This is a genomic window from Streptomyces sp. NPDC052043, from assembly GCF_044548235.1.
In the GTDB taxonomy this organism is placed as follows: domain Bacteria; phylum Actinomycetota; class Actinomycetes; order Streptomycetales; family Streptomycetaceae; genus Streptomyces.
In genome coordinates, this window is record NZ_JBIUBT010000017.1 from 35,507 (window position 1) to 50,262 (window position 14,756).

The window sequence follows — 14,756 nt, forward strand, 5'->3', positions numbered from 1 at the left end:
CACCAAGACATCTCCGGGTTCGGGCCGTCCCGTTCCCTCATTCCGCCCCAGGTGATGCCCATGACGTCCAGCACGATCCCGCCCACAACCGCGCCCGCGCCCGCCCTCGCCGACACCGGCGCTTGCGGAACCGTCGCCCAACTCACCGTCGCCGACGACTTTTTGGCCCTCCTGCGGTCGACGACCACCGAGCCGCGCCCCGACGAGCAGCTCGAAGCGCTCACCCTGGCCGTCGCGGCCGACCTGCCCGTGCTGCTCTGGGGCGAGCCGGGCATTGGCAAGACCGCAGCCCTGACGCAGCTCGCCGCCTCTCTCGACCTGCCGCTGACAACCGTGATCGCCAGCGTCCACGAGCCGTCCGACTTCTCCGGGCTGCCCATCGTGGGCGACGATCCGGCGGTGCTAGGGGTGCCGATGGCGCCGCCGCAGTGGGCCGTCGAACTCGTACGGGCCGGACGGGGGTTGCTCTTCCTCGACGAACTCTCCACCGCCACCCCGGCCGTCCAGGCAGCGCTGCTCCGGGTCGTCCTGGAGCGGAGGGTCGGTACGCTGCAACTCCCGCCCGGCGTACGGATCGTGGCCGCCGCGAATCCGCGCGCGTCGGCCGCGGACGGATGGGAGCTGAGTCCGCCGCTGGCCAACCGGTTCGTGCATCTGCACTGGGTGCACGACCGGGAGGTGGTGGTGCGCGGGCTGGGCGGGGTCTGGCCCCGGGCGGAGCTGCCCCGGCTGGTGCCGGAGCGGCTGCCGGAGGCGGTAACCTTCGCCCGGCGTGCGGTCTGCGGCTTCCTGGAAGCCCGGCCGACGCTGATCCACCGGCTGCCGAGCACCGAGACACGGCGCGGTGGTGCCTGGCCCTCGCCCCGGAGCTGGGAGGCCGCCTTGACCCTGCTCGCCTTCGGCACGGCGGCCTGCGTCTCCCGGGAGGTGCTGGCACTGCTGGTGCGGGGCGCGGTGGGCGACGGACCAGGGCTCGAACTCCTCGCCCATCTAGACCGGATGGAGCTGCCGGACCCGGAGTCGCTGCTGGCCGATCCGCCCTCCGCCGAGCTGCCGGTGCGGGGCGATCTGCGCCAGGCGGCGCTGGAGGCGGTGGTGGCCGCCGTCGGGGCACGGCCGGAGCGGGAGCGGTGGGAGGCGGGCTGGGCGGTGCTGGTGCGGGCGCTGGAGACCGGCGCCCCGGACCTGCTGGTCGCCCCAGCGACGACGCTCGCCGCGCTGCGGCGCGACGACTGGGAGGTACCGGAGGCGGTGGAGCGGCTGGCCGGGGTGGTCGGTGTCGCCCGCCGGGCGGACCGGTCGGTGGAACGGGTCGCGGCGTCGGCCGACGCCCGGCGTGCGCCGGGGGCGGGCCGATGACGGGGGCCGCGAACCGCCCGGGACCGCGCCCACTGCCGCGCCCGGTGACCCGGCCCGCGCCGCCGCGACCCGTACGGACCACCGTGCCGGGGCCGCCGGCCGGCACCGGCGGACGGGCCGGCCGGCCCGGACTCCCGCTGGACATGGAGAAGTTGCTCGCCGCACGGCTGCACGCGGTGAAGGTCCGTCCCTACCTGGCCGACGCGCTCTTCGCGTTGCACGTGGTGGAGGACCGGTCGGTGCCGACGATGGCGGTTGACGCGCACTGGCGCTGCTACGTCTCCCCCGGCTTCGTGGCGCGCACCCCGGTGGAGGAACTGGCGGGCGTCTGGGTGCACGAGGTCTCCCATCTGCTGCGAGACCACCACGGGCGGGGCGAGCGGTATGCGCGGGAGCACGAGGAGCACCGGCCCGGCGAGCGGAACGAGACGGGGGTGTCCCCGGCCGCGGACTGGAGCAGGCTGCGGCGGAACATCGCCGCCGACTTCGAGATCAACGACGACATCTACGGTGACGGGCTGCCCCTGCCGGCCGGGGCGGTGCTGCCGTCGCTGCTGGGGTTGCCCGACGGGCTGCTCATGGAGGAGTACCTGCGGACGGCGTCGATGTCCGGACTCACCGCGGACCTCGCCTGGCTGGACTGCGGCGGTGGCGCCGACGGGCAGGATCGGCCGTGGGAGCTGGGCCCCGACGGGGCACATGGGCTGAGCAGGCAGCAGCGGGACGCCGTCCGCTTCCGGGTCGCGGAGGGGATCAGGGGCCGGCCGGGGAACGCACCGGACGGGTGGCGCCGGTGGGCGCAGGACGCGTTCCAACCGCCGCAGCCGTGGCGGCAGTTGCTGGGGGCGGCGGTCCGCTCGGCGGCGGGTGCGCCAGGGGTGGGCGAGGACCACAGCTACCGGCGTCCGTCCCGGCGCTCGGCCGGTGTCCCCGGGGTGCTGCTGCCGAGCCTGCACCGTGCGCCGCCCCGGGTCTGCGTCGTGATCGACACCTCCCGGTCGGTGAGCGACACCGAGTTGGGCAGCGCGCTGCTGGAGGTGGCGGCGATCTCGCGGGCGGTGGGCGGACGGCGCGACCTGGTGTCGGTGATCTCCTGCGACGCGGCGGCAGGGATCGCCGTCCCCCTCTGCCATGCCGAAAACCTGGAACTGGTCGGCGGCGGAGGGACGGATCTGCGCTCCGGTTTCGCCCGGGCGCTGCGCTCCCGGCCCCGCCCGGACGTGATCGTCGCCCTGACGGATGGCCAGACGCCGTGGCCCTCCGCGCAGCCACCCTGCCGCACCGTCGTCGGGCTCTTCCCACGTCCCGCCCGGGCCGTGGACGAGGAGAGTCCCGCCTACGTCCCGGACGCCCCGCCGCGTTGGGCGCGTGTCGTCACCATCGGCTGAGCGAGCGGGACAAGTCAGGCCGGGGGCACCCGCATAGGTGCCCCCGCCCCGGTCAGCTCCAGGTCATGTTGATCTCGCGTTCGAAATTGACGTAGCCGGCGCGCTGGAACGCGTGCGCCATGGGGGTGTTGCCGAGGTCCGTGGACGCTCGGATACGGGGGACGTCCTGCTCGGCGAGCACGCGAGTGCCCTCGGTGAGGATGTCGTCGATGTAGCCGTTGCCGCGGTGCCCGGGCAGCACCGCGATGTAGGCGATGACGGGGTTGTAGCCGTTGTGGGCGGGGAGGACGAATCCCACCGGCTCTCCGTGGGGCAGGGTCGCGACGCGCCACCAGTCGCGCGGGCTGGTGTAGCGGGCGAGTTCCTCCTCGTAGTGCTTGACGGCCGCTTCGTGGGCGGACATCCGGGTCAGGTCGTCCCGCCCGTGTGCGTCCAGTGTCCCGTCCAGCACCGAGGTCATCAGGGCGAGGAGTTCCCCGGTGTCGTGGACGGGGCGGAACGCGAGGCGTCCACCGGGCTCGGGAACGGGCGATGCGGGACGCCATTCCAGGCGCAGCCGTTCGACGAAGAGCCGCGCACCGGTGCGCTCCAGTACCGTCATGCGCTCCTCGACGACCTGCCTGGTCACCGTGGTCTCACGCCAGTCCGGCGGGATGAAGCGGCTGTACTCGGGGGGACGCGACCCGTTCGGGAGGGTGGAAGCGGTCGCGGCACGCAGAAGCCGCACCCCGATGTCGACACGTTCGGGGCGCGGGATGCCGTCGTCGAGGTCGAGGACGTCCAGGATGAAGGGCGCGTCATCGCCCGGCCGGCTCCACCAGGCCACCCTGGCCAGCAGGCGGTCACCGCACACGGCGACCCACATCCATTCCGGGCGTCGGCGGCCGACGGCGAGGTCGTGCGCCAGTCCCTCGTTGAGGGTGTAGGGCAGTCGGCAGAAGAGGTCGAGTTCTTCGCGTCCGGTGATCGGACGCATGGTCAGGTCGTTCTGATGCACGGTCAAGGCACGCTCCGGTGAAGGCGCCCGTCCGCTCCGGGGGCGGTCAGATACGGTCCGCACCCCGGGAGGGCTCGAGCGCGGTGATCATGCGGATCATGGGCTTGTCCCTCCTTTCGCTGTCGTGGTCCCCCCACCCCTGTGGTGGGGGGGTCGACTGTAGCGCCCGGCCGCGCCTCGCCTCACCCCATTTCCCGGCCTGCACGGGACCCACGCCCTGCTCCCACGGCGTCACACCGTCATTCAGGCAGTACACATCCCATCCGACCCAACATCCTGAGTTGGACACCGTAGAAGTATTGACTCTCGGGGGCACCACCGAGATAGTTCGTATACGTCCCAACCGACTCCGGGACGCCCCGCCACGCGGCACAGACGGCTCCTGCCGGAGGAGACCCCTTCCGGACCGCCCACGCAAGGCCGCGCCAGAGCCCCACGAGCCCGGTCGACCGCACGAGCACCCGCTCCGTCCGGTCCGGGCCCACGCCGGGCCGACCGGAGCCCCCCCCCAGCGCCATGCATCACTCCACGCCGACCCCTCCGAGAGGTCCAGCATGAAGAGACAGCATCGAGTCGTCGCAGCCGGCGTCACCTCGCTTGCCCTGGCCGCCCTCGCCGCCTGCGGCCCGGGCGGCACGCCCGAGGCGAAGAACGTCCGGACCATCAAGGTCGGCACCATCCCCATCGGCCCGCAGGTGCCGCTCCTGATCGCCCAGCAGAAAGGTTTCTTCAAGGAGCAGGGCCTGACCGTGGAGCCGCAGACCTCCACCGCCTTCGACGCCACGCTGGCCGGCGTCCTCAACGGGCAGTACGACATCGGCTTCGGCGCCGCGCCGCCGCTGCTCAGCGCCCTGTCGAAGAAGGCTCCCGTGAAGGTCGTGGCACAGACCGCGGCCATCGACCACGGCCGCGGCCCCGGACAGTCCGGAGCGGACGTGGACGTCGTCGACCCCTCCCTCAAGCGCCCGCGCGACCTGCAGGGCAAGACGCTGGCCGTGACCTCGCTCAACGACCTCGGGGCCGTCGGGCTGCGCGCCGCGGTCAAGAAGGACGGCGGGGACCCCAACACCCTCAAGCTCGTCGAGATGCCCGGAGCGCAGCAGCTCGGCGCCCTCCTGTCGGGGCGCGTGGCATCGGCCGACTTCAACGAGCCGAACGCCGCGGTCGCCCGCGCCAACCCGAAGGTCCGGGTTCTCTTCAACTACACCGACCCGCTTCCCGCCGGTGCGCCCCTCGACGTGTACTTCGCCAAGAACGACTTCATCAAGAACAACCCCGAGACGCTGAAGAAGTTCCGGGCGGCCCTGGACAAGGCCGTGACCTACGCCAACGAGCACCCCGCCGAAGTACGGGAGATGACCCGGAAGCTCTACCAGAACGTCAGCGACGCCGTAGCGGCCAAGACGGTCATGCAGACGTTCAGCACCAGGATCGACAGGCAGGCCCTCGGTTCCCTCGAGGACGTGCTGACCGACTACGCGGGGCTGCAGAAGAGGGTCGGCCCCGACGACTTCTACTCCTACGCCCCCGGATCCTGACATGGCACCGATACGCCGTACCGTGCTCGGCGGACTCGGCGCCGCCGGAGCACTGGCCGTGTGGGAACTGACGTCGAGAAGCGGTCTGGTGCCCGAGGCCTCCCTGCCGCCGGCGTCGGCCACCCTCAGGCGGCTCGCGGTCGAACTCTCGCACGCGCAGACCTGGACGCAGACCGGATGCACGCTCGCCCAGGCCGGCGTCGCCCTGCTGCTGTGCGTGGTGATCGCCGTCCCGCTGGGCATGCTGATCGGGCGTGTTCCCGTCGTCGAGGCCTACACCCGGTCGACGGTCAACTTCCTCCGCTCGGTCCCCGGCCTTGCCCTGATCCCCCTGTTCGTCCTCTTCCTCGGTGCCCGACCGTCGATGGTGGTCCTTCTGACCGCCTTCATCGCCGGCTGGCCGCTGCTCATCGCCACCATCGAGGGCGCGCGCTCCGTCGAGCCGGTCTCGCTCGACATGGCCCGCAGCTTCCGCCTCGGCCGGACCCGGACCCTGCTCCGGGTGGTGGTCCCCGCCGCCAGTCCGTTCATCGTCACCGGCCTCCAGCTCACCACGGTCGTCACCCTGCTGGTGGTGGTCGGCAGCGAACTCATCGTCAGCGCCCCGGGGCTGGGACAGCAGATGGCCGTGGCCAACGCGGGTGGCGACGGTCTGTCCATCTTCGCGCTCAGCGTCTGGACCGGCGTGCTCGGTGTCGCCGTCAACGTCGCCCTCCGCTGCGTCGAGAACAAGGTGATGGGCTGGCACCACGCCGCGACAAGCAACCGGAGGAACTCGTGAGCGCCGCCGTTCCGCGGCGTCTGGCCCGAAGCCTGGCGCTGCCCGCCCTGCTGGCGCTCACCTGGGTCGTGACCGCCGACGCCGCCCACAACATCTACGTCTCCACTCCCCAGGAGATCTGGGACCGCGCCGTCCTGTGGTGGCCCGACGGGTGGCATCAGGACCTGCTGCCGAGCGTGCGCAACATCCTGCTCGGCTTCGCCCTGTCCGCCGTGATCGGCGTCGGCCTCGGCCTGGCCATGGGATCGTCGCGGACCGTGCGGGACCTGGTCACGCCGACGCTGGACTTCCTCCGTGCCGTGCCGAACGCCGCTCTGGTCCCGTGTCTGCTGATCGTCATCGGGTTCTCGGCGAGCACCCGGGTGCTCGTGGTGTTCCTCAGCGCGGTCTGGCCCATCCTCCTGGGCACGATGGACGGCGTGCTGTCGACCGATCCCCGGTTGCGGGACGTCGCACGCGCCTACCGGCTCCCTCCGCCGACCCGGTTCCTGCGACTGACCCTGCCGGCCGCGGGACCGCACATCCTCGCCGGTATGAAGACGGCACTCTCGGTCTCGATCGTCGTGGTCGTCATCAGCGAGATGTTCGGCGCCACCGAGGGCCTGGGCCACTTCATCATCGACTCCCAACGGCACTTCGACATCGCCGGCGTGTGGCTGGGAACCCTCGTCTTCGGACTCCTCGGATACTCGCTCAACTCGCTCTACACCGTGGCGCAGCGGCGCCTGCTGCGGTGGCATCCCTCCACGCGGATCGACGCATGAGACACGCCCGGGAACACCTCGACGAACACGCCCACGAAGGGGAAGAGCCTGCCATGTCCGTTGCGACCACCACCGACTCCGGGCGCCCACCGCGCCCCCGCGGCGACGGGACTCCGGTACTGGAGGCCGTCGGGCTGAAGAAGGCCTACGGCCACGGTGCCAAGGCCAGGACCGTGCTGGGCGGGATCGATTTCCGCGTCGCCCCGAGGGAGTTCGTCTGCATCGTCGGCCACTCGGGGACCGGCAAGACCACACTGCTGCAGTGCCTGTCGGGGCTGATGCGGCCCACGGCCGGGGAGGTGCGCTTCGCCGGCGCACCCGTCACCGAGCCGCCGCCGGGCATGGCGATGGTCTTCCAGGACTACAGCCGCTCGCTGCTGCCGTGGATGTCCGTGCGCTCCAACGTGGTGCTGCCCCTGAAGGGCAAGGGCGTGGCGAAGAAGGAGCAACAGGCGATCGCGGCCGAAGTGCTCGGCGCGGTGGGGCTCGGCGCGCACGCCGACAAGCTGCCGCACGAACTGTCGGGCGGCATGCAGCAGCGGGTGGCCATCGCCCGTGCGCTCGCCTACCGCCCGGAAGTGATGATCATGGATGAGCCGTTCGCGAGCGTGGACGCCCAGACCCGGGCCGACCTCGAGGACCTTGTCCTCGGGCTGCGGCGGGACTACTCCTCCAGCGTCGTCCTGGTCACCCACGACGTGGACGAGGCCGTCTACCTGGGAGACCGCGTCGTGGTGCTCGGCGGCGCCCCCGCCCTGGTCCGCCGGGTCGAGGACACGGGCCTCGGCGAGTCCCGTGACCAGATCGAGACCAAGGCGCTGCCCCGGTTCGCGGAGGTACGCGCGAACGTCATGCGGGAGATTCGGGAACAGTCGGCGAGCGTCGCACGAGCGACGACCGGAAACAGCCACGAGAAGGACCTGCCATGACGACACCTGAACTCGAAGGAACCCCCGAGGCGCTCGGTGAGGCCGATCCGACCTGGGGCTTCCTCGCCAGGATCCGCAGGCTCGTCCAGGTCTACGGTGCCGCGTGGTCCGCGGAGGTCTCCAGCGAGGTCACGGCCGTCCAGTTCGGCGCCTTGGCGGGGCTGCACCGCGACCCGGGTCAGGACCAGAAGACGCTGGCCGCAAGGCTGTCGATGGACAAGGCCACCGCGGCCGACGTGGTCAAGCGCATGACGCAGCGTGGCCTGGTCCAAGTCCTGCGCGACCCCCACGACTCCCGCCGCAAGGTGCTCATCCTGACCGACGAGGGTCGCGAGGTGGTGCACCGGATCGCTCCCCGCGTGGACCGGCTGCGCCGTGACGTGTTCGGGACGCTCGCCCCCGCGGAGCAGAAGGCGTTCGTGGAGACGATCGACCGCCTGGTCCTCCAGATCGAGACCCGGATGGAGGCTCGTCCGTGACCCCCGCCCAAGCCGTGCACCCGGCCGCGCCGGAGCTGCCGCCGACGCCCGGAACACCGCCGGCGGTCGACCAGGTCACCCGCCGCCGCACCGGACTCGGACTGCGCGCCCACGACCCGGCCCTGGCCTACCGGGGCTACACCCTCATCACCCCGAGCTTCGGCGGGCGGACGACCTACCTGATCGACATGGACGGCCGCGAGGTCCACCGCTGGGAACTGCCCTGGCCCCCGGGCCTCGGCTCCCGGCTGACCGAACGCGGAACCCTCCTGTACTCGGGGCGCGTCGTCGATCCCCGAGTGCCCTTCCTGGGGACCCTGCCCTTCAAGGGGGGCGTGGTCGCCGAGGTCGCCTGGGACGGCACGGTGCTGTGGTCCGTCGAGCACCCCACCCATCACCACGACGCGATCCTGCTGCGCAACGGCAACGTCCTGCTCCTCGGCCTGGAAGAGGTCCCCGCCGCGCTCCGGCATCGTGTGCGCGGCGGTGTCGAGGCCCAGGAGACGATGTACGCGGACACCCTCGTCGAGATGACCACCACGGGCGAGACCGTGTGGGAGTGGTCCGCGTCCGCGCACCTGGACCCCGACACCGATGTCATCGGCCCCGGCCCCATGGACCGCAGCGAGTGGACGCACGCCAACGGCGTGCTGGAACTCCCCGACGGCGACCTGCTGCTGAGTGCACGTCAGATCTCCACCCTGCTGGTGGTCGACCGCGCCGACGGCGCCGTCCGCCGACGCATCGGCAGCGGTTTCCTCGCCGGTCAGCACGCCCCGTCGCTCAGCGGCGAGAACCGCGTACTCGTCTTCGACAACGGCTTCCAGCGACAGCACCCGGGGCCGCCCTTCTCCCGAGTCGTCGAGTTCGACCTGCGCACCGGCGACGTCCTGTGGACCTACACCGATCCGGTCCCGTTCGACTTCTTCAGCGCGTTGCAGTCGGGCGCCCAGCGGCTGCCCGGCGGCACGACCCTGGTCTGCGAAGGGCTGTCCGGCCGTGTCTTCGAGGTGACGCCCGAGGGCGCCACGGTCTGGGAGTACGTCAACCCGTACTTCGTCACCAGCCCGCTCGGCGGCGACGTCCCGGCCGCCAACCGCATGTTCCGCGCCCTGCGCTACTCCCCCGAACTCATCGACCCCCTGCTGGGGGCACCGACCACGTCCAAGGAACCCTCGTGAAACTCGTCCTGCTCGGCACCGCCGGCGGCCCCCGGCCGTCCGTCCACCGCGCGGCCCCCGCCCAGGCCGTCGTCCACCGCGATCAGGTGCACGTCGTCGACTGCGGCAACGGCACCGCCCGCCAGCTGGCCGCCGCCGGGCTGCCCCTGGACCGGCTGGCGGGCATCTACATCACCCACCACCACGCGGACCACATGCTCGACGTGGGCGCCCTGCCCCTGCTCGCCTGGACCGACGGCATGACGGAGCCGATCGGCATCCACGGACCGACCGGCATCACCGCGTCCGTGGGGCACTTCGTGGAGATGGTGCGGATCGAGCTGGAGGCCCGTACCCGCACGACCGGCCGGGCGTCCTTCCCCTCACTGCTGCGCTGCCACGACCTCGGCGGCCCCGGTCCGGTGCACGAGTCCGACGGGCTGCGGGTGACGGCGACGCTGGTGGACCACCCGCCGTTCGACGTCGCCCTCGCCTACCGCTTCGACGGTGACGGCCGGTCGATCGTGGTGTCCGGCGACACCCGCTACTCGCCCCGGCTCGCCGAACTCGCGGCGGGCGCCGACGTCCTCGTCCACGAGGCGATCTACGAGGAGGCGCTGTTCGAGCAGCTCCGCGGCGCCCGGGCCGCCACACTCCGCGAACACCTGGTGGGCTGCCACACGACCGCACAGGACGCGGGCCGGCTGGCCAAGGAGGCGGGCGTGCGCACCCTGGTGCTGTCCCACCTGGTCCCCCACCACCCCACGGTCACCGAGGAGATGTGGCGCGACGCCGCGGCCTCCCAGTTCGACGGCGAGATCGTCGTCGGCCGGGACCTGCTCGAGATCTGACCGTGCCACGACCACGCACGCACAGCACGGAGAAGCCCCTGATGACAGACACGACCAGCCACAGCGACGAGCCGGTGACCGGCAGGGCGTCCGCCAACGGCATCGAGCTGTACTACGAACTGCGCGGTGCCGGAACACCGTTGCTGATGATTCCCGGAGCCGGCGGTGACGGCGGTACGTACGCGGCCGTGGCCGGCCTCCTGGCCGAGCACTTCACCGTGATCACGTACGACCGTCGCGGCAATTCACGCAGCGGACGTCCGCCGGCGTGGAGCGCCACCTCTCCCGACGAACAGGCCGACGACGCGGCGGCCCTGCTGCGCGCCCTCCGCCTGGCTCCGGCGCACGTCTTCGGCTCCAGCAGCGGCGCCACCATCACCCTGAACCTGGCCCTGCGCCACCCGGAGGTCGTGCGCAGCGCGGTCGCTCATGAGCCGCCGAAGATCGGGGTCATGCCCGAGCGGGACGAGTTGCTCGCCCTGCTGCGCGAGCGCGCCGAAGCGGCGCGGCAGCGAGGCGGCTACCGCGCGTCGATGGCCGACTTCAGCGGCTGGCTGACCGGCACGACCCGTGAGCGCGAGCACGATCTGGCGGAGCGGACCCTCGGCAACGGCGAGGTCTGGGTGACCCGGGAGCTGGGCGTCGTCGACCGGTGGGACCCTCCCGCCGGCCTCACCGCGGACCGGCGGGTGCCCGTCACCGTCGCGGTGGGGTCCGAGGGAGGCACGGACCTCCACCAGGAGCTGCTGGGGCGCTACCGCGCCGCACTGGAGGAGCTGGCCGCAGGCATCGGCGCCGCCTTCACCGCGATGCCCGGCGGCCACGTACCGTACGCGACGCACATCCCCGCGTTCCTCCCCCGGCTGACGCGCCTCCTGACGGAGGCCGAATCCGGGACCGCGAACAGGACCTGACCCACGCGTCACGGACCGGCCTGGCCGACGGCGGAAGACCACGCCGCGGCGGTCCCCCGCTCGTAGCCGGCCGGTCCGTGCACTGCCGCGGTCTTGCCGAACCCCCGACTTTCGGGGTCCTGATTGAAACCGTTCAATCACCTCGCGTCCACTTCACGCGTCGACCTCGTTCGGAGTGAACAGGGGAACATGAGGCCCTGCGAAAGTACCCGCATACTGATTGACCTTCCCCCCGCTCGCCCATACGTTACCCACACTCACCGGTACTGAATCGATTCATCCATCTCTGGGCGAGGAGTCGTAGTGATCAGTAGGAGGAGTGTTCTGGCGGGAGCGGCCGCCACAGTCGCGGCGGCGACCCTGGACGCGGTACCAGCGGCGGCCGTACCGGGATCCGGACCTGTCCCGGCGCAGGCGAACGCAGGGCACGACGGCCTGCGCGTCACGGCGCCGACCGTGGAGTACGTCCAGCAGCCCCTCGGTCTCGACGTGCAACGCCCCCGGTTGAGCTGGCCGTTGGCTTCCGACAAGCCGGATATGCGCCAGAGCGCCTATCAGGTCCGCGTCTCCACCACCGCGAAGGGCCTGTCCCGTCCGGACGTCTGGGACAGCGGGAAGGTCGCGTCCGGCGAGTCCGTGCTCGTGCCCTACGCGGGTCCCGGACTCGAACCCCGGACACGCTACTTCTGGTCCGTCCGCGTGTGGGACGCCGACGGCCGGGCCTCCGGCTGGAGCGAGCCCTCGTGGTGGGAGACCGGCCTCATGGACGCCGGGCAGTGGACGGCCGACTGGATCTCGGCTCCGGCGAGCCTCACGGACGTGCCGTCCCTCGAGGGCAGTTCCTGGATCTGGTTCCCGGAGGGCGATCCGGCGAGCAGCGTTCCGGCGGTCACTCGTTGGTTCCGCGGCATCGCGGAGCTGCCCGAGGGGATCACCGCGGCGACGCTCGTCATCAGCGCGGACGACGCGTACGCCGTCTCCATGAACGGAGTCGAGGTGGCCCGCACCGACCCGGAGACCGACATCGACGGCTGGCGCCGCCCGGCCGTGATCGACGTACTGGACCGGGTGCGCGCCGGCGACAACGTCATCGCCGTCTCCGCCACCAACGCGTCCCCGGGCCCGGCGGGGCTCATCGCCGTTCTCACGGTCCGTACCGCTTCCGGCGAGCAGAGGACGGTCACCGACGCCTCCTGGAAGGCCGCGGACAAGGAACCTCCGGCCGACTGGCGCGGGCTCGGCTTCGACGACGCCGGCTGGCCGGCGGCGATGGTGGCGGCCCCGTGGGGCGGCGGGCCCTGGGGAAGGGTCGTCCCGGTGTCGCACGCCGTCACCCAGGTGCGCCACGAGTTCCGGCTCGGGCGCCGGAAGGTGTCCCGCGCGCGGCTGTACGCCACGGCGCTCGGTCTCTACGAGGCCCACCTCAACGGCAGCCGCGTGGGCCGCGACCAGCTCGCTCCCGGCTGGACCGACTACCGCACCCGCGTCCCGTACCAGACGTACGACGTCACCACGCTCCTGCGGCCCGGCGCCAACGCCATCGGGGTGTATCTCGCACCCGGCTGGTACGCGGGCGACGTCGGCATGTTCGGTCCCCACCAGTACGGCGAACAGCCGTCGCTGCTGGCGCAGTTGGAGGTGGAGTACACGGACGGGACGAGCGAGCGCATCACCTCGGGCGCCGACTGGCGGGCCGCCTCCGGGGCGATCGTCACCGCCGACCTCCAGGGTGGCGAGACGTACGACGCGCGCAAGGAGACCCCCGGCTGGACCTCAGCCGGCTTCGACGACGGGAGCTGGCTCGGCGTGCGCGAGGCCGGCGACGTCGGCCCCGGCCTGATCGTCGCGCAGGAGGCCGGTCCGGTACGCGTGACCGAGGAGCTGGCGCCGAAGAAGGTGACCCAGCTCACGCCGGGTGTCTTCGTGTTCGACCTGGGCCAGAACATGGTCGGCTCGGTACGCCTGCGGGTGTCGGGCACCGCGGGAACGACCGTCCGGCTCAGACACGCCGAGGTGCTCAACCCCGACGGCACCGTCTACACGGCGAACCTGCGGAGCGCGTCGGCGACCGACACGTACACCCTCAAGGGCCACGGGGTGGAGAGCTACGAGCCCCGTTTCACCGTCCACGGCTTCCGCTACGTCGAGGTGACCGGATTCCCCGGCACTCCCTCGGCGAAGGCCGTCACCGGACGTGTCATGTATACGTCAGCACCGTCCACGCTCGACTTCGAGACCGACGTGCCGATGCTCAACCAACTGCACCGCAACATCACATGGGGGCAGCGCGGCAACTTCCTCTCCGTCCCGACGGACACGCCCGCGCGCGACGAGCGACTGGGATGGACGGGAGACATCAACGTCTTCGCGCCCACGGCCGCCTACACGATGGAGTCGGCCCGTTTCCTCTCCAAGTGGCTCGTCGACCTCCGGGACTCCCAGACCGCGGAGGGTGCGTTCACGGACGTGGCGCCGGCGGTCGGCGGGCTCGGCAGCGGCACCGCCGGCTGGGGCGACGCGGGCGTCACCGTCCCCTGGTCCCTCTACCAGGCATACGGCGACCGCAAGGTCCTGACGGACGCCTGGCCGTCCGTCCAGGCGTGGCTGGCGTACCTGGAGAAGAACAGCGACCGTCTGCTGCGCCCGGCTCAGGGATACGGCGACTGGCTGAACGTCGCCGACGAGACCCCCAAGGACGTCATCGCCACCGCGTACTTCGCACACAGCGCCGACCTCGCGGCCCGGATGGCCACGGAGCTCGGCAAGGACCCCGCCTCCTGCCTCGATCTCTTCGAACGAGTACGAGAGGCGTTCCGGAACGCCTATGTCACCTCCGACGGCAGGGTCAAGGGCGATACACAGACGGCTTATGTCCTCGCACTGTCGATGGACCTGATGCCGGACGGACTGCGGAAGGCCGCGGCCGACCGGCTCGTCGCCCTGATCCAGGCCAGGGACTGGCACCTCTCCACAGGTTTCCTCGGCACTCCCCGGCTGCTGCCCGTCCTGACCGACACGGGGCACACCGACGTCGCCCATCGCCTGTTGCAGCAGCGCTCCTTCCCCAGTTGGGGCTACCAGATCGACAAGGGCTCCACGACGATGTGGGAACGCTGGGACTCCATCCGGCCCGACGGCGGTTTCCAGGACCCGGGCATGAATTCCTTCAACCACTACGCCTACGGCTCGGTGGGAGAGTGGATGTACGCGAACATCGCCGGCATCTCGGCGGGCCGGCCCGGCTACCGCGAGATCGTCGTCCGCCCCCGTCCGGGCGGAGGCGTCACCTCCTCCCGCGCCACGTTCACCTCGGTCTACGGGCCCGTCTCCGCACAGTGGCGGCAGCAGGCCGGCCGCTTCACCCTGATGTGCACGGTGCCGCCCAACACGGCCGCCGAGGTGTGGATCCCGGCATCCGTTCCGGAGGCGGTCACCCACACTCACGGGACCTTCCTGCACCAGAAGGACGGCTGCGCGGTCTACCGGGTCGGCTCCGGCACCCACCACTTCACCGTCTGACCGTCCCGCGGACCCACGGGCGAAGACGCGTGCCTGCCTCGCGATGCCGGCAGGTCGTCCGATGAGACGGTCGGTGC

The 14,756-nt window shown here is 71.7% G+C and carries 12 protein-coding genes; 11 read left to right on the top strand and 1 reads right to left on the bottom strand.

Annotated features, from left to right (window positions below; translation table 11 throughout):
- The first annotated feature begins 60 nt into the window (after positions 1-60).
- Together ACIHCX_RS32735 and ACIHCX_RS32740 are read left to right on the top strand one after the other, a co-directional pair.
- The gene (locus ACIHCX_RS32735) at positions 61-1,359 is read left to right on the top strand and encodes an AAA family ATPase (RefSeq protein ID WP_400036002.1); all 1,299 of its coding nucleotides are present in this window, start codon (positions 61-63) and stop codon (positions 1,357-1,359) included.
- A gap of 143 nt (positions 1,360-1,502) precedes the next feature.
- A complete protein-coding gene (locus ACIHCX_RS32740; protein ID WP_400036261.1) occupies positions 1,503-2,747 on the top strand; it encodes a VWA-like domain-containing protein in 1,245 nt (414 codons plus the stop codon).
- 52 nt (positions 2,748-2,799) lie between these two features.
- Here ACIHCX_RS32740 and ACIHCX_RS32745 read toward each other — a convergent pair whose 3' ends face one another.
- Positions 2,800-3,723: a GNAT family N-acetyltransferase gene (locus ACIHCX_RS32745; RefSeq protein ID WP_400036263.1), complete on the bottom strand. Its 924-nt coding sequence runs from the start codon at positions 3,721-3,723 to the stop codon at positions 2,800-2,802.
- Positions 3,724-4,298: 575 nt separating this feature from the next.
- Here ACIHCX_RS32745 and ACIHCX_RS32750 point away from each other — a divergent pair.
- From ACIHCX_RS32750 to ACIHCX_RS32790, 9 genes are all read left to right on the top strand, one after another.
- Positions 4,299-5,282: an ABC transporter substrate-binding protein gene (locus tag ACIHCX_RS32750; RefSeq protein WP_400036004.1), complete on the top strand. Its 984-nt coding sequence runs from the start codon at positions 4,299-4,301 to the stop codon at positions 5,280-5,282.
- A gap of 1 nt (position 5,283) precedes the next feature.
- A complete protein-coding gene (locus ACIHCX_RS32755; protein ID WP_400036006.1) occupies positions 5,284-6,063 on the top strand; it encodes an ABC transporter permease in 780 nt (259 codons plus the stop codon).
- Positions 6,060-6,827: an ABC transporter permease gene (locus ACIHCX_RS32760; protein WP_400036008.1), complete on the top strand. Its 768-nt coding sequence runs from the start codon at positions 6,060-6,062 to the stop codon at positions 6,825-6,827. Before ACIHCX_RS32755 ends, ACIHCX_RS32760 begins: the two co-directional genes overlap by 4 nt.
- Positions 6,828-6,880: 53 nt before the next feature.
- Positions 6,881-7,756: an ABC transporter ATP-binding protein gene (locus ACIHCX_RS32765; protein WP_400036010.1), complete on the top strand. Its 876-nt coding sequence runs from the start codon at positions 6,881-6,883 to the stop codon at positions 7,754-7,756.
- On the top strand, positions 7,753-8,235 hold the full coding sequence (locus ACIHCX_RS32770) for a MarR family winged helix-turn-helix transcriptional regulator (protein WP_400036012.1): 483 nt from the start codon (positions 7,753-7,755) through the stop codon (positions 8,233-8,235). The genes ACIHCX_RS32765 and ACIHCX_RS32770 overlap by 4 nt, the downstream gene beginning before the upstream one ends.
- Positions 8,232-9,416, top strand: coding sequence for an aryl-sulfate sulfotransferase (locus ACIHCX_RS32775; protein WP_400036014.1), 1,185 nt, complete (start codon positions 8,232-8,234; stop codon positions 9,414-9,416). The genes ACIHCX_RS32770 and ACIHCX_RS32775 overlap by 4 nt, the downstream gene beginning before the upstream one ends.
- On the top strand, positions 9,413-10,246 hold the full coding sequence (locus tag ACIHCX_RS32780; RefSeq protein WP_400036016.1) for an MBL fold metallo-hydrolase: 834 nt from the start codon (positions 9,413-9,415) through the stop codon (positions 10,244-10,246). The genes ACIHCX_RS32775 and ACIHCX_RS32780 overlap by 4 nt, the downstream gene beginning before the upstream one ends.
- 41 nt (positions 10,247-10,287) lie before the next feature.
- A complete protein-coding gene (locus ACIHCX_RS32785) occupies positions 10,288-11,160 on the top strand; it encodes an alpha/beta fold hydrolase (protein ID WP_400036018.1) in 873 nt (290 codons plus the stop codon).
- A gap of 303 nt (positions 11,161-11,463) precedes the next feature.
- Positions 11,464-14,679, top strand: coding sequence for an alpha-L-rhamnosidase (locus tag ACIHCX_RS32790; RefSeq protein WP_400036020.1), 3,216 nt, complete (start codon positions 11,464-11,466; stop codon positions 14,677-14,679).
- The last annotated feature ends 77 nt before the right edge of the window (positions 14,680-14,756 follow it).

Excerpts from the sequence above, each read along its gene's own strand:
- ACIHCX_RS32755 (WP_400036006.1), top strand. The coding sequence starts at position 5,284 with ATGGCACCGATACGCCGTACCGTGCTCGGCGGACTCGGCGCCGCCGGA.
- ACIHCX_RS32745 (WP_400036263.1), bottom strand. The coding sequence starts at position 3,723 with ATGCGTCCGATCACCGGACGCGAAGAACTCGACCTCTTCTGCCGACTG.
- ACIHCX_RS32785 (WP_400036018.1), top strand. The coding sequence starts at position 10,288 with ATGACAGACACGACCAGCCACAGCGACGAGCCGGTGACCGGCAGGGCG.
- ACIHCX_RS32765 (WP_400036010.1), top strand. The coding sequence starts at position 6,881 with ATGTCCGTTGCGACCACCACCGACTCCGGGCGCCCACCGCGCCCCCGC.
- ACIHCX_RS32750 (WP_400036004.1), top strand. The coding sequence starts at position 4,299 with ATGAAGAGACAGCATCGAGTCGTCGCAGCCGGCGTCACCTCGCTTGCC.
- ACIHCX_RS32770 (WP_400036012.1), top strand. The coding sequence starts at position 7,753 with ATGACGACACCTGAACTCGAAGGAACCCCCGAGGCGCTCGGTGAGGCC.
- ACIHCX_RS32740 (WP_400036261.1), top strand. The coding sequence starts at position 1,503 with ATGGAGAAGTTGCTCGCCGCACGGCTGCACGCGGTGAAGGTCCGTCCC.
- ACIHCX_RS32735 (WP_400036002.1), top strand. The coding sequence starts at position 61 with ATGACGTCCAGCACGATCCCGCCCACAACCGCGCCCGCGCCCGCCCTC.